Genomic DNA, 13,342 nt, shown 5'->3' with positions numbered 1-13,342 from the left:
GACAAGCCGATGAAAGCCATGATCTTCGCCGCAGGCCGCGGCGAGCGGATGCGTCCGCTGACCGACACCTGCCCCAAGCCCCTGCTCAAGGTGCGGGGCCGTCCCCTGATCACCTGGCACGTGCTGAACCTCGTGCGCGCCGGCATCAAGGACATCGTCATCAACCACTCGCACCTCGGCCACATGATCGAGGAAGAGCTGGGCGACGGCAGCCGCTACGGCGCGCGCATCGTCTACTCGCACGAGCCGACGCCGCTGGAAACGGCCGGCGGCATCGCCAACGCCCTGCACCTGCTCGGCGACGAACCGTTCCTGGCCGTCTCCGGCGACATCTACGCGCCTTACTTCGACTTCGAGCAGGTCCTCGACGTGCTGAAGGACCACGACGCCGTCGGCCAGCTCATTCCGACCGAGAAGCGCGACATCGCCTGGCTGTATCTGACGCCGAACCCGTGGCACAACCCGGACGGCGACTTCGGCCTCACGATGTACACCTTGTCCAACGAGGGCAGTCCGAAGTGGAATTTCGCCGGCATCGGCGTTTATCGTCCTGAAATGTTTGACGGGATCAAGGCGGGCGAGTTCCTGAAATTCGGCCCGCTGATGCGCAAGTTCATTGATCAGGGTCGCGTGGGCGGCGAGATCTACGACGGCCAATGGGTCAACGTGGGCACCGTGCGCCAGCTGGAAGAACTCAACGCGCCGCCAGGCTCCGTCGCGAAGGCTGGGGCATGATGGATTACGCGGCACAGTACGGGAAACGGCGAGCGCGCCTGGCCGCGCAGATGCAGCCCGGCAGCGTGGCCGTGCTGCCCACCGCGCCGGAAGTCCTGCGCAACGGCGACAGCGACTACCCCTACCGCCACGACAGTTCCTTTTACTACCTGACCGGCTTCACGGAACCGGAAAGCGTGCTGGTACTCGTCGCCGCGCACGGCGACAAGCCGGCCCGCGCCATCCTGTTCTGCCGCGAGAAAAACGTCGAACGCGAGATCTGGGACGGCTACCGCCACGGCCCGGAAGCGGCGCGCACGGCGTTCGGTTTCGACGACGCCTATCCCATTTCCGAACTGGATACGCACATGGCGCGCCTCCTCGCCAACGCGCCCGCGCTGTACTACGCGGTGGCGTCGAACGCGGCGCTCGACGCGCAGGTGGCCGGCTGGATCAAGGCCGTGCGCGCGCAAGGCCGCACCGGCACGACGGCGCCCGACACGGTCGTCAACGTCCTGCCGCTGCTGGACGAAATGCGGTTGATCAAGGACGCCGACGAACAGGCGCTGATGCTGCGCGCCGGCGAGATCTCGGGCGGCGCGCACGCACGCGCGATGCGCGCGGCAAAGCCCGGCATGTTCGAGTACGAGCTGGAAGCGGAACTGCTGTACGCGTTCCGCAAGCACGGCGCCCAGTTCCCTGCCTACACGCCCATCGTGGCATCCGGCCCGAACGCCTGCATCCTGCACTACAACGTCAACGACCGGCAGATGCAGGACGGCGACCTCGTGCTGATCGACGCCGGCTGCGAGCTGGATGGCTACGCGTCCGACATCACCCGCACGTTCCCGGTGAATGGCCGCTTCACGGACGCCCAGCGGACACTCTACGAGCTCGTGCTGGCGGCACAGGACGCGGCGTTCAGGGCCATCGCACCGGGCCGGCCGTACAGCGCCTTCCACGAAGCGGCGCTGCGCGTGCTCGTGCAGGGCATGCTGGACCTGGGCCTCGTCGACAAGACGAAATACGCCACCGTCGACGACGCCATCGCCGACAAGGCCCACGTCCCGTTCTACATGCACGGCACTGGCCACTGGCTCGGCATGGACGTGCACGACGTGGGCGCCTACCGCGACGTCACGCAGGCCGACAAGCCTTCGCGCCCGCTCCAGGAAGGCATGGTCGTGACGGTGGAACCGGGCATCTACGTGCGCCCGGCGGACGGTGTGCCGGAACGCTTCTGGCACATCGGCATCCGCATCGAGGACGACGTCGTCGTGACCGGGGACGGCTACCGCCTGCTGACGGCGTCCGCGCCGAAGACGGTGGCCGAGATCGAAGCAATCGTGGGGACCACGCATGGCTGAAGAGACGCTCTCCGTCGATGTCGCGATCTGCGGCGCCGGCCCGGTCGGCCTCGCGCTGGCGGCATTGATGGCGCGCCGCGGCGTGGACGCCAGGCGCATCGCGCTCGTCGACGCGAAGGCGCTGGGCCAGGCGATCTCCGATCCGCGCTCGATCGCGCTGTCGTGGGGCAGCCGCCAGCTGCTCGTCGACGTGGGCGCGTGGGCCAACGTGCAGCCGCACGCGACGCCGATCCACCAGATCCACGTATCGCGCCGCGGCCACCTGGGCCGCAGCATGATGGACCGCGCAGAACACGCGGTCGACGCGCTGGGCTATGTGGCGCGCTACGGCGACGTCGTCGACGCGCTGGTGCGCACCTGCGACCGCGCGGGCGTGCAGACCTTGCGCCCCGTGCGCGTGACGGCGCTCCACGAAGACCGCGACGGCGTCGTGCTGGACCTGGACGATGGCCGCAAGCTCCATGCGAAGGTGGCCGTGCAGGCCGAGGGCGGCGTGTTCGGCGAACAGGCGGAACGCACCCGGCGGCGCGACTACGTGCAGACCGCGGTCATCGCGCGCGTGTCGGGCAGCCAGGCGATCCCGCACCGCGCCTTCGAACGCTTCACGGACGAAGGCCCGCTCGCGCTGCTGCCGCAGGACGGCGCCGACGGCCATCAATATGCGCTCGTGTGGTGCGTGCGGCCGGAGCGCGCGCAGCAGTTGCTGGACCTGGGCGAACCGGAATTCCTGCGCCAGCTGGGCGACGCGTTCGGCGAACGTCTCGGCACTTTTACGCGCGCGTCCGAACGGGCGGCTTTTCCGCTCGGGCTGAACGCGGATCCGCGGTTCTCGGCACGCACGGTCGCCATCGGCAATGCGGCGCAGACGCTGCACCCGGTCGCGGGACAAGGTTTGAATCTCGGCCTGCGCGATGCGGCCGTGCTGGCGAGGCTGCTGGCACGCGGGATCGACCAGGACCACGGCATCGCGGACGCGCTGGCGCGCTTCGCGGAAGAACGCGCGCGCGACCGCGGCGCCATCATCCGCACGACGGATGCGATGGCGCGCGTGTTCGCGAACACGGGGCCGTTGCAGCCGCTGTTCGGGCTCGCGCTGGCTGCGCTGGATACCGTCAAACCTGCGCGGATGCTGCTGGCCGAACTGATGATGTTCGGCCGCAGGTAATCACTCGACCGCCTTCACCATCGATTCAATGACCTTCTTCGCATCGCCGAACACCATCATCGTGTTCGGCTGATAGAAGAGGTCATTGTCCAGCCCCGCATACCCGGACGCCATCGACCGCTTGTTGACGATGATGCTCTTGGCTTTATAGGCCTCGAGGATCGGCATGCCGGCGATCGGCGATTTCGGATCCTTCGCGGCCGGGTTCACGACGTCGTTCGCGCCCAGCACGAGCACCACGTCCGTCTGGCCGAATTCGCCGTTGATGTCTTCCATCTCCGCGACCTGGTCGTACGGGACTTCCGCTTCCGCCAGCAGCACGTTCATGTGGCCCGGCATGCGGCCCGCCACCGGGTGGATCGCGTAGCGCACCTGCACGCCGTGTTCCGTTAGCTTGTCGACCAGCTCCTTCACCGTGTGCTGGGCGCGCGCCACCGCGAGGCCGTAGCCCGGCACGATGATGACGGATTCCGCGTTCTGCAAGATGAACGCCGCGTCTTCCGGCGAGCCCGATTTGACCGGGCGCTGTTCCTTCGCGCCGCCCGTATCTGCCGCTGCCGCTTCGCCGCCGAAACCGCCCAGGATCACGTTGAAGAACGAGCGGTTCATCGCCTTGCACATGATGTACGAGAGGATCGCGCCGCTTGATCCCACGAGCGAGCCCGCAATGATCAGCATCGAGTTGTTCAGCGAGAAGCCGATGCCGGCCGCCGCCCAGCCCGAGTACGAGTTCAGCATCGACACGACGACGGGCATGTCGGCGCCGCCGATCGGGATGATGATCAGCACGCCCAGCACGAACGACAGCACGGCCATCACGATGTACGGCGTCCATGCGGGCGCGGCGCCATCCGAGAAGCAGAAAACCAACCCCAGGCCGATGATGGCGAGGGCGACGACCAGGTTGATCATGTGCTGGCCCGGGTAGCGCACGGGCGCGCCCTGGAACAGCCGGAACTTGTATTTGCCGGCCAGCTTGCCGAACGCGATCACGGAACCGGAGAACGTGACGGCGCCCACGAACGTGCCGATGAACAGTTCGAGACGATTACCGAACGGGAGCCCTTCGCCGCGCGCCGCGATGTTGAAAGCCCACGGTTCGGAGACGGCCGCGATGGCGATGCACACCGCGGCGAGACCGATCAGCGAGTGCATCGCGGCGACCAGTTCCGGCATCTTGGTCATCTCGACGCGCTTCGCGGCCACGGCACCGATCGCGCCGCCGACCACGACGCCGAGCAGCACGAGTCCAAAACCCATGCCGCCCGTCTGCATCTGCTCCTTCAGCTTGAACATCAGGGCGATGGTCGTGAGGACGGCGATGCCCATGCCCGTCATGCCGAACGCATTGCCCATGCGCGCGGTCGACGGCGAGGACAAACCCTTCAAGGCCTGGATGAAGCACACGGACGCCACGAGGTACAGCAGCGTCACGACGTTCATGCTGATCATGTTCATGCGGCCTCCTTGGCACGGACGGCGCCGGCGGCATCCTTGGCGCCTGGCGCCAGCTTCGCTTTCGGTTCCTTCTTCTTGAACATCTCCAGCATGCGCTGGGTGACGAGGAAGCCGCCGAACACGTTCACGGCGGCCAGCGCCACGGCGATGGTGCCGGCAACCCTGCCCGTCAGGCCTTCCGTCAGGCCGGCCGCCAGCATGGCGCCGACGATGATGATGGCCGACACGGCGTTCGTCACCGCCATCAGCGGCGTGTGCAGCGCGGGCGTGACGGTCCACACGACGTGGTAGCCGACGTAGATCGCCAGCACGAAGATGATCAGGTTGATGATGGTATGGCTGATTTCCATGGCGTCCCCTCCCCTTCTATTTGCGTAACACGTCGCCATCGATGGCGACCAGCACCGCGCGCACGATCTCGTCCTCGCGGTCGATGACGAGCTTCCCGTCCTTGTCGATCACGAGCTTCAGGAAGTCCAGCACGTTGCGCGCGTACAGGGCCGACGCGTCGGCCGCCACGAGCGCCGGCAAATTCGGCTCGCCGATGATCGTCACGCCGTGCTTGATCACCGTCTTGCCCAGTTCCGTCAACGGGCAGTTGCCGCCCTGCTCGATGGCCATGTCGACGATCACGGAGCCCGGCTTCATCGCGCGCACCGTCTCTTCCGAGATCAGCACCGGCGCCTTGCGGCCGGGGATCAGCGCGGTCGTGATGACGATGTCCGCCAGCTTCGCGCGCTCGTGCACGAGTTCCGCCTGGCGCCGCATCCAGTCGGCCGGCATCGGGCGCGCATAGCCGCCCACGCCCTTCGCGATCTCGCGCTCCTCGTCCGTGAGGAACGGCACGTCGATGAACTTGGCGCCCAGCGATTCCACCTGCTCCTTCACGGGCGGACGCACGTCGGACGCCTCGATGACGGCGCCCAGGCGCTTCGCGGTCGCGATGGCCTGCAGGCCGGCGACGCCGACGCCCATGATCAGCACGCGCGCCGCTTTCACGGTGCCGGCGGCCGTCATCAGCATCGGCATGAAGCGTTGATAGGCATTCGCCGCCATGATCACGGCCTTGTAGCCGGCGATGTTGGCCTGCGACGACAGCACGTCCATCGACTGGGCGCGCGTGATCCGGGGCGCCGCTTCGAGCGCGAACGCCGTGATGCGCTGCTGGGCCAGCGCGGCCAGGTTGTCGGTATCGAATGGGTTCAGCATGCCGACGAGGGCGGCGCCCGGTTTCATCAGCGCGCGTTCCTGGGCATCCGGGCTGCGCACTTTCAGGACGAGGTCGGCCCCGAGGGCTTCTTCCGCCGTGACGATGCGGGCGCCGGCGGCGACATAGGCATCATCGATCGCGGCAGCGTGGATGCCGGCGCCCGATTGCACGATCACTTCGTGCTGGGCGGCCAGCTTCTTGACGGTTTCGGGAGTTGCAGCGACACGCGTCTCGCCCGGCCTCGTTTCGGCCGGCACACCAATTCTCATGATGCCTCCGTATAATTGATAAACTGTCTACAATCTAGCATGTAATGCACTCGATCAATACAGATGAGTGGTTTTTCGTAAACAGATCGGCAATTTTCGTGGCCAAGCCCCCGAGAACCTAGCTAAAGTCTCAAGCTTTTTGTTGCACATCAATATTCCAACCTGTCCGGAACTGTTGCACCGCAGCGTGCGCCCGAGCAACGCACGTTCCATCAAGGTAGAATGTCGGCTCACTACAAGGACGCGCATGACCCATACCTTCAGACCGTCAGTCACCGTCGCCGCAATCATCGAGCGCGATGGCCGCTTTCTGTTGATCGAAGAAGAAACCAGCGACGGCATCCGCCTGAACCAGCCCGCCGGCCACCTCGACCCGCACGAATCGCTCGAACAGGCGGTGATCCGTGAGGCGATGGAAGAGACGGCGCACGAGTTCATCCCGGAGGCCCTCGTCGGCATGTATCTGTCGCGCTACCACTCGAAATCGCGCGGGCACGACGTGACGTATTTGCGCTTCACGTTCTGCGGCAAGGCCGGCAGGCAGTACGACCAGGCACTGGACCACGGCATCCTGCGCACCTTGTGGCTCACGCGCGACGAACTGGCCGCGTGCCAGGAGCGCCACCGCAGCCCCATCGTGCTGCGCTGCGTGGACGATTACCTGGCGGGCAAGCGCACCCCGCTGGACCTGCTGTACACGGACCACTCGGTCTTCGACGGCGGACTCACCATCAAACCGGACGTAACCTGAAATGAGTAAAAAGAAAGTCGTGATCGGGATGTCGGGCGGCGTCGACTCCTCGGTCGCGGCCTGGATGTTGAAGGAACAGGGCTATGAAGTCGTCGGCCTGTTCATGAAGAACTGGGAAGACGACGACGATTCCGAATACTGCTCCACGCGCCAGGACTGGATCGACGCGGCCAGCGTGGCCGACGTCGTCGGCGTGGACATCGAGGCGGTCAACTTCGCCGCCGAATACAAGGACCGCGTGTTCGCGGAATTCCTGCGCGAATACCAGGCCGGCCGCACGCCGAACCCGGACGTGCTGTGCAACGCCGAGATCAAGTTCAAGGCCTTCCTCGACCACGCGATGAAGCTGGGCGCCGATTTGATCGCGACCGGGCACTATGCGCGCGTGCGCCAGAACGGCGAAAAATTCGAGCTGCTCAAAGCGCTCGATTCGACGAAGGACCAGAGCTACTTCCTGCACCGCCTGAACCAGGCGCAGTTGTCGAAATCGCTGTTCCCGCTGGGCGAGATCGCCAAGACGGAAGTGCGCAAGATCGCGGAAAAGCTGAACCTGCCCAACGCGGCGAAAAAGGATTCGACCGGCATCTGCTTCATCGGCGAGCGCCCGTTCCGCGAATTCCTTGGCCGCTACCTGCAGCACAAGCCGGGCCCGATGAAACTCGATAACGGCCAGACCGTGGGCGAGCACGTGGGCCTGTCGTTCTATACGCTGGGCCAGCGCAAAGGCATCGGGATCGGCGGCCTGAAGTCGCACAAGAATGCCGACGGTACGAGCGAGCCGTGGTTCGTGGCGCGCAAGGACATCGCCACCAACACGCTGTACATCGTGCAGGGCCACGATCACCCGTGGCTGCTGTCGGAGAAGCTCGGCGCCGGCCAGGCCAGCTGGATCGCCGGTGAGCCGCCCGGTGTTGCGGACACCTCGCGTGCGCTGTCGGCCAAGACGCGCTACCGCCAGGCCGACGTGCCGTGCACGGTGACGCCGGAAGGCCTCGACCGCTTCACGCTCGACTTCACCGACCCGCAATGGGCCGTGACGCCGGGCCAGTCGGCCGTGCTGTACGACGGCGACGTCTGCCTGGGCGGCGGCATCATCGACACGGCGAGCGCCGTCTGATTGTTGCGTTCGTCCCGCAGCCACGGCATTTTTGTGCGCGATTGTCATTTGTCCATCGTATCTGACACAAAAATGTCGTAATCTCTCGGTATATTGCCACACGGAAATTAACGAGGATTATCAATGGCCGAAAACATCGTCAACAACGCGACCGAAGTGCTGTCGTTCCGCCTGGGCGGCGAGGAATACGCCATCAGCATCCTGAAGGTCCAGGAAATCCGCGGCTACGACGCCGTCACGCGCATCGCCAACGCGCCCGAGTACCTGAAGGGCGTCGTCAACCTGCGCGGCAGCATCGTGCCGATCGTCGACATGCGCATCAAGTTCAACGTCGGCGCGCCGACGTATGACGCGTTCACCGTCGTGATCGTCCTGAACATCAACAACCACACGATCGGCATGGTGGTGGACAGCGTCTCGGACGTCGTCACGCTGACGCCGGACCAGATCAAGCCGGCGCCGGACCTGGGCGCCACCGTGTCGGGCGAATACCTGCGCGGACTGGGCACCGTCGACGAGCGCATGCTCATCCTGCTCGATATCGACAAGCTGCTGGGGTCGGAAGAGATGGGGTTGCTGGCGGCGGCGAAGGACGCGGCATAACACTGTCGTTCCCGCGCAGGCGGGAACCCATGCAGGGTGTGCGGAAACGCGAACTCAGTATGGATCCCCGCCTCCGCGGGGATGACGTCAGGCTGCCACGGCAGCTCTCTTCTCCACCCACTGCACGAACGCCTGCGGCGCCAGCGGCCGCGCATACAGATAGCCCTGCGCTTCGTCGCAATCCGCCTGCTTCAGCACATCCACGACGTCCGCCGTCTCCACCCCTTCCGCCACGACGCGGTGCCCCAGGTCGTGCGACAGCTTGATCATCGCCGCCACCAGTGAGCGTTTGCGCTCGTCGCGTTCGATGCCGCGCACGAACGACTGGTCGATCTTGACCACCTGCGCCGGCAGGCTTTGCAAATAGGCCAGGCTGCTGTAGCCCGTACCGAAATCGTCGATCGCGAGCCGCACGCCGGCCGCATCGAGCGCCTGCAGGGTGGCCTCGGCCAGCCGCGGGTTCTTCATCAGCGCGCTCTCCGTGATCTCCAGCGCGAGGCTGGCTGTCGGCAGGCCGTGGCGGCGCAGGCCGTCGACGATGCATTCACAAAAGTCCGGCTCCAGCAGGTTAACGGCCGACACGTTGACGGCCACCTGCAGTTCGATACCCGCTTCCCACCACGCCGCCAGCTGGCGCAGCGCCGTCTCCACGACCCAGCGCGTGGTCGCGCGCACCATCGACGTCTGCTCGACGATGGGAATGAACTCGGCCGGCGACACGTCGCCGAACGTCGGGTGCGTCCAACGCAGCAGCGCTTCCGCGCCGATGCACGCGCCGCTCTCCAGGTCGACCTTGGGCTGGTACACGAGCCGCAGCTGGCCGCTGTTCTCGAGCGCCGCGCCGAATTCGTTGATGAGCCAGAAGCGGCGCCGGTACACGGCATCCTGCTCCCACGAGAACACGGACACGTTGCGGTCCATCTCGAATGCATGGCGCGCGGCCGAGTGCAGGTTGCGCAACAGGTCCGCGCACGCCGTGGGGCCGATCTGGAACGGCACGATGCCCACCGTCGCCGTCGTCACGAAGCGCGACGTCACCGATTGCGCACGCTGGCGCAGCCAGTCTCCCAGGTCCGCGTAGAACGCATCCAGCTCGATGCCCACCGGCGCGATGAAGGCGAATTCCGTCGCGCCGATGTGGTACACGGTGCTCGTTTTGCCGATCGTCGCGTCCAGCATGCGCACGGCCTCGCCGACGATTTCGTCGAGGTAGGCCGCGCCCATCGCGCGCATCGCGTTACCCAGCTGCTCCGGGCTCGCCAGGTTCACGAGCGCGGCGAGGCGGTGTTCGCCGCGCGGGCGGTCCATGGTGAGGTCCTTGAAATCGTCGAGGAATTGCGTGCGGTTCGGCAGGCCGCTGACGGCGTCTACGCGGCCCAGCGCATGCTGCAGCTCGATCTGTTCCATCACCATCGCCGCGAGGTCCGTCAGCGCCACGCGCTCGGCGTCCGTGATCGTGCGCGGGCTCGGGCCCAGCACGCACATCGCGCCCAGGCACCAGCCGTCGTGCGTGACGAGCGGCGCGCCCGCGTAGAAGCGCACGCCGGACGCGGCCAGCACGCCGTCGTGATAGCACGCATCCAGCTGCAGGTCCTCGATGACCAGCAGCGCGCGCTCGTCGGCCACCTGCCCGCACGGCGCCTTCATGCGCGGGATCGAGTCGTGCTCGACGCCCACGCGCGACTTGAACCACTGGCGGTTGCTGTCCGTCAGCGACACGGCCGCGATGGGCAACCCGAACAACTGGGCGGCCATGCGGGTGATGCGGTCGAAGGCCTCGCTCGGGGGCGTGTCGAGCAGGTTCAGCTTGCGCAATACATCGAGACGGGCGGCTTCGCCGCGCGGGCGGCGGTGGGACAGGGGCATGGTTGCCTTACTTGATTTGACGGATTTGACTAATTTATTGGATTCTGATCGGCAAATTTCTGATAGTCAACAAATACTTGGGTCATATAATCAAATACTTGCGGGATACCCAGCAAAGCAACAACTCAAATCCGTCAATTTCGTTGATGAATGACACATATACAAGTAGAATGCCGTGACCATGCCGACACCCCGCATCGACGATTCCGACGATCCCGTCCTCACCACCGCCGCCGCCGCGCGCCTGCTCGGCGTGGCCGTCAGCACGACCCAGCTTTGGCTGGAGAGCGGCGCCCTGCCCTCGTGGAAGACGCCGGGCGGCCACCGGCGCGTGCGCCTGTCCGCCGTGACGCGCCTGCTGGCCGCCAAGGCCGGGCAAGCGCCGCCCCGGGCCGGGCCGGCCACCGATCCCGAATTTCGCCCCGGTCACGCGCCGGGACATCCTGTGCCGCCGGACGAAAAGGCACGCCTCGCCGCCGTCGCGGCGAGCGGCCTGGTGGACTCGGCGCCGGAGCCCGTGTTCGACCGCCTGACGTGGCTGGCAACGCAGGTGACGGATTGCCCGATGGCGCTGGTCACGGTGCTGACGTCGCGCCGCCAGTGGTTCAAGGCGCGCACCGGCGTCGACCTCGCGGAAACGCCGCGCGACTGGGCCTTCTGCAGCCATGCGATCGTGCAGGAAGAACCGTTGATGGTGGAAGATGCGTCGCGCGATGCGCGCTTTGCCGCCAACCCGCTCGTCACGGGACCGCTGCGCGTGCGCTTCTACGCCGGCGTGCCGCTGGTCGATGCGGGCGGCCATGCGCTCGGCACGCTGTGCGTGCTGGACCGCGAGCCGCGCCGCCTGCGCGCGCGCGAGATCAAGGCATTGCAGGAACTGGCGGCCATCGCCGTGGAGGAGCTGCGGCGCCGAACCTGAAGGTCAAGGCCCGCGGTGCTTCTTGACGATGGAGATGACGGTATTGCGGATCGTGCGCAGCACCGTGTCGGCCTTGAACGGCTTGACGATGAAGCCGTGCACGCCGGCCGCGACCGCGGCCTGGATGGCGGGCGCGTCGAGCGAGCCGGAGACCATGAAGATCAGCGTCTTGGGCAGTTGCGCGCGCAGCTGGTCGACGGCTTCCCGGCCATCCTCGAACTGTTCACGCGCGATGCAGAAGATGTGCGGCTGGTGCCTGAGCGCGAGCGCGAATCCGGCCGCCGCCGTATGGGCCTGGCCGGCCACGTCGTAGCCGCCGTCCGTCAGCACCGTGTTGAGGAGGCCGCGCGCGACGGCGCTGCCGTCGACGATGATCGCCTTGAGCATCGATTTCCTTTCTTCAGTCTGACTCGTAGGCCAGCATGTTCCACGTGACGCCCAGCCGCACGTCGGTCTTCAGTTGTACCAGCTTGCGCGACACCTCGAGGATCTCGCGTTCCGCGCGCAGGCGTTCGCCCAGCGGCGTCTTGAGGATGCCGGCGCCGGCCATGACGGCGTCCAGGTCGCCGTACGCGCCCAGCAGCCGCGCCGCCGTCTTCATGCCGATCTTCGACACGCCCGGCACGCCGTCCGTCGGGTCGCCCATCAGCGCCAGCAGGTCGTGCAGGCGTTCGGGCGCGACGCCGAACTTGTTGCGCACCCAGGCATCGTCGTGCCACTCGCCCTTGAAATGATCCCACACGAGCGCGCCGTGCGCGATCAGCGGGTGCAAGTCCTTGTCGGTGGTGGCGACGACGGCATCGCCACGCCCTTCCGCCAGCCAGCGCATCACGCCCGTGCCGATCACGTCGTCGGCCTCGACCTCGGGCAGCATCAGCACGTGCAGGCCGACGCTGCGCAGGCGGTCGTGGAATTCCGGCAGCGCCTCGCGCAGCACGCCCGGCATGGGCGCCCGGCCTTCGCGGTAGCGCGGATACAGCGCGTGCCGCCACGTGGGGCCGCCGTAGTCGAACGCGGCCAGCACGTGCGTGGGCGCGTGCGCTTCGAGCAGGTTGCGGAACGACGAGAACGCGTGGCGCAGGGCGATGCTCGCCTTGAGGTCGGAGTCCGGTTCGGGACTCGCCTCGTACACGCGCCGCACGATGTTCAGGCCGTCGATGGCCAGCAGCTTCGCCATGTGTCTCTTACTTCACAAAATCGTATTGTCCGCCCCGTTCGAGCGCACGCTTGTAGGCCGGGCGCGCGTGGATCTTGTCGAGGAAGGCGACAAGGTTCGGATATTGTCCATCCAATCCGCCGCGCGCGGCTGCCGCTTCCAGCGGAAAGCTGATCTGGATGTCGGCGGCGGAAAACGCGTCGCCCGCGAACCACGTGCGCGTGCTTAATTCCCCCTCCAGGTACGCCAGGTGCTGGCGGATCTGCGGCAGCACGTAGCTGCTCTTGACCTTGTCCGCGATGGCCTTGGCGATCGGGCGCACGAAGAACGGCGCAGGGCTTTTCTCCACCTGGTCGAACACGAGTTTCAACAGCAGCGGCGGCATCGCCGAGCCTTCCGCGTAGTGCAGGAAATACGTGTAGCGCAGCCGCTCGGGCGTGCCCGGCTTTGGCGCCAGCGCCGGACCGTAACGGTCGACGAGGTATTCGACGATCGCACCGGATTCCGCGACGATCGTGTCGCCATCTTGGATCACGGGCGACTTGCCGAGCGGGTGCACGGCGCGCAGTTCGGGCGGCGCCAGCATCGTCTTCGGATCGCGCTGGTATTTCCTGATCTCGTAGTCCAGGCCCAGTTCTTCCAGAAGCCACAGGATACGCTGGGAGCGCGAGTTGTTCAGGTGATGGACGACGATCATCAGCGTGTACCGGGATGGGAAAGGCGGTAGCTTAGCATTCTTGCGTGCCG

Annotated in this window: 14 protein-coding genes; 7 read left to right on the top strand and 7 right to left on the bottom strand. The window is 66.3% G+C overall.

What is annotated here, in order from left to right; translation table 11 throughout:
• Positions 1-9: 9 nt before the first annotated feature.
• From murU to ACEN9H_RS00565, 3 genes are read left to right on the top strand one after another with little or no spacing between them, the layout of a single operon-like run.
• Complete coding sequence (murU, locus tag ACEN9H_RS00575) at positions 10-735, top strand: N-acetylmuramate alpha-1-phosphate uridylyltransferase MurU (RefSeq protein WP_413673423.1); 726 nt, start codon at positions 10-12, stop codon at positions 733-735.
• The gene (pepP, locus tag ACEN9H_RS00570; RefSeq protein ID WP_413673422.1) at positions 732-2,081 is read left to right on the top strand and encodes a Xaa-Pro aminopeptidase; all 1,350 of its coding nucleotides are present in this window, start codon (positions 732-734) and stop codon (positions 2,079-2,081) included. The genes murU and pepP overlap by 4 nt, the downstream gene beginning before the upstream one ends.
• Positions 2,074-3,246 (top strand): FAD-dependent monooxygenase, encoded by a 1,173-nt coding sequence (locus ACEN9H_RS00565; RefSeq protein ID WP_413673421.1) that lies wholly within the window; start codon positions 2,074-2,076, stop codon positions 3,244-3,246. The genes pepP and ACEN9H_RS00565 overlap by 8 nt, the downstream gene beginning before the upstream one ends.
• Here the strand turns inward: ACEN9H_RS00565 and ACEN9H_RS00560 are convergent, their stop codons facing one another.
• From ACEN9H_RS00560 to ACEN9H_RS00550, 3 genes are read right to left on the bottom strand one after another with little or no spacing between them, the layout of a single operon-like run.
• Positions 3,247-4,704 (bottom strand): NAD(P)(+) transhydrogenase (Re/Si-specific) subunit beta, encoded by a 1,458-nt coding sequence (locus ACEN9H_RS00560; RefSeq protein ID WP_413673420.1) that lies wholly within the window; start codon positions 4,702-4,704, stop codon positions 3,247-3,249. It lies immediately after the preceding gene.
• The gene (locus tag ACEN9H_RS00555) at positions 4,701-5,054 is read right to left on the bottom strand and encodes an NAD(P) transhydrogenase subunit alpha (protein ID WP_413673419.1); all 354 of its coding nucleotides are present in this window, start codon (positions 5,052-5,054) and stop codon (positions 4,701-4,703) included. Before ACEN9H_RS00555 ends, ACEN9H_RS00560 begins: the two co-directional genes overlap by 4 nt.
• A gap of 16 nt (positions 5,055-5,070) precedes the next feature.
• A complete protein-coding gene (locus ACEN9H_RS00550) occupies positions 5,071-6,183 on the bottom strand; it encodes a Re/Si-specific NAD(P)(+) transhydrogenase subunit alpha (protein ID WP_413673418.1) in 1,113 nt (370 codons plus the stop codon).
• Positions 6,184-6,430: 247 nt separating this feature from the next.
• Between ACEN9H_RS00550 and ACEN9H_RS00545 the strand changes: the two genes are divergently transcribed.
• The 3 genes from ACEN9H_RS00545 (at position 6,431) to ACEN9H_RS00535 (ending at position 8,654) form a co-directional block, all read left to right on the top strand.
• Positions 6,431-6,934 carry an NUDIX hydrolase gene (locus ACEN9H_RS00545; RefSeq protein WP_413673417.1) on the top strand — a complete coding sequence of 168 codons (504 nt, stop codon included), beginning with the start codon at positions 6,431-6,433 and terminating at the stop codon, positions 6,932-6,934.
• Between the two features lies 1 nt (position 6,935).
• A complete protein-coding gene (gene mnmA / locus ACEN9H_RS00540) occupies positions 6,936-8,051 on the top strand; it encodes a tRNA 2-thiouridine(34) synthase MnmA (RefSeq protein WP_413673416.1) in 1,116 nt (371 codons plus the stop codon).
• Between the two features lie 123 nt (positions 8,052-8,174).
• Positions 8,175-8,654, top strand: a complete 480-nt coding sequence (locus ACEN9H_RS00535; RefSeq protein WP_056123914.1) for a chemotaxis protein CheW — start codon at positions 8,175-8,177, stop codon at positions 8,652-8,654.
• 87 nt (positions 8,655-8,741) lie between these two features.
• Here the strand turns inward: ACEN9H_RS00535 and ACEN9H_RS00530 are convergent, their stop codons facing one another.
• Complete coding sequence (locus ACEN9H_RS00530; RefSeq protein WP_413673415.1) at positions 8,742-10,520, bottom strand: putative bifunctional diguanylate cyclase/phosphodiesterase; 1,779 nt, start codon at positions 10,518-10,520, stop codon at positions 8,742-8,744.
• Between the two features lie 181 nt (positions 10,521-10,701).
• Between ACEN9H_RS00530 and ACEN9H_RS00525 the strand changes: the two genes are divergently transcribed.
• Entirely contained in the window at positions 10,702-11,439 is a 738-nt protein-coding gene (locus tag ACEN9H_RS00525; protein ID WP_413673414.1) for a GAF domain-containing protein, read from the top strand.
• A gap of 3 nt (positions 11,440-11,442) precedes the next feature.
• On the opposite strand, the gene ACEN9H_RS00520 is transcribed toward ACEN9H_RS00525, so the two are convergent.
• Genes ACEN9H_RS00520 through ACEN9H_RS00510 form a run of 3 tightly spaced genes read right to left on the bottom strand, consistent with a single transcriptional unit; the run spans position 11,443 to position 13,292 of the window.
• Positions 11,443-11,826 carry a response regulator gene (locus tag ACEN9H_RS00520; RefSeq protein ID WP_056123907.1) on the bottom strand — a complete coding sequence of 128 codons (384 nt, stop codon included), beginning with the start codon at positions 11,824-11,826 and terminating at the stop codon, positions 11,443-11,445.
• 13 nt (positions 11,827-11,839) lie between these two features.
• Positions 11,840-12,616 (bottom strand): 5'-3' exonuclease, encoded by a 777-nt coding sequence (locus ACEN9H_RS00515; RefSeq protein WP_056123905.1) that lies wholly within the window; start codon positions 12,614-12,616, stop codon positions 11,840-11,842.
• 7 nt (positions 12,617-12,623) lie between these two features.
• Positions 12,624-13,292 (bottom strand): glutathione S-transferase, encoded by a 669-nt coding sequence (locus ACEN9H_RS00510; protein ID WP_413673413.1) that lies wholly within the window; start codon positions 13,290-13,292, stop codon positions 12,624-12,626.
• Between the last annotated feature and the right edge of the window lie 50 nt (positions 13,293-13,342).

It is taken from the genome of Massilia cellulosiltytica (assembly GCF_047325105.1).
Taxonomy (GTDB): Bacteria; Pseudomonadota; Gammaproteobacteria; order Burkholderiales; family Burkholderiaceae_D; genus Telluria; species Telluria orientalis.
The sequence above is the reverse complement of the archived record's forward strand: the minus strand, read 5'-3'. Positions and strand labels throughout refer to the sequence as shown.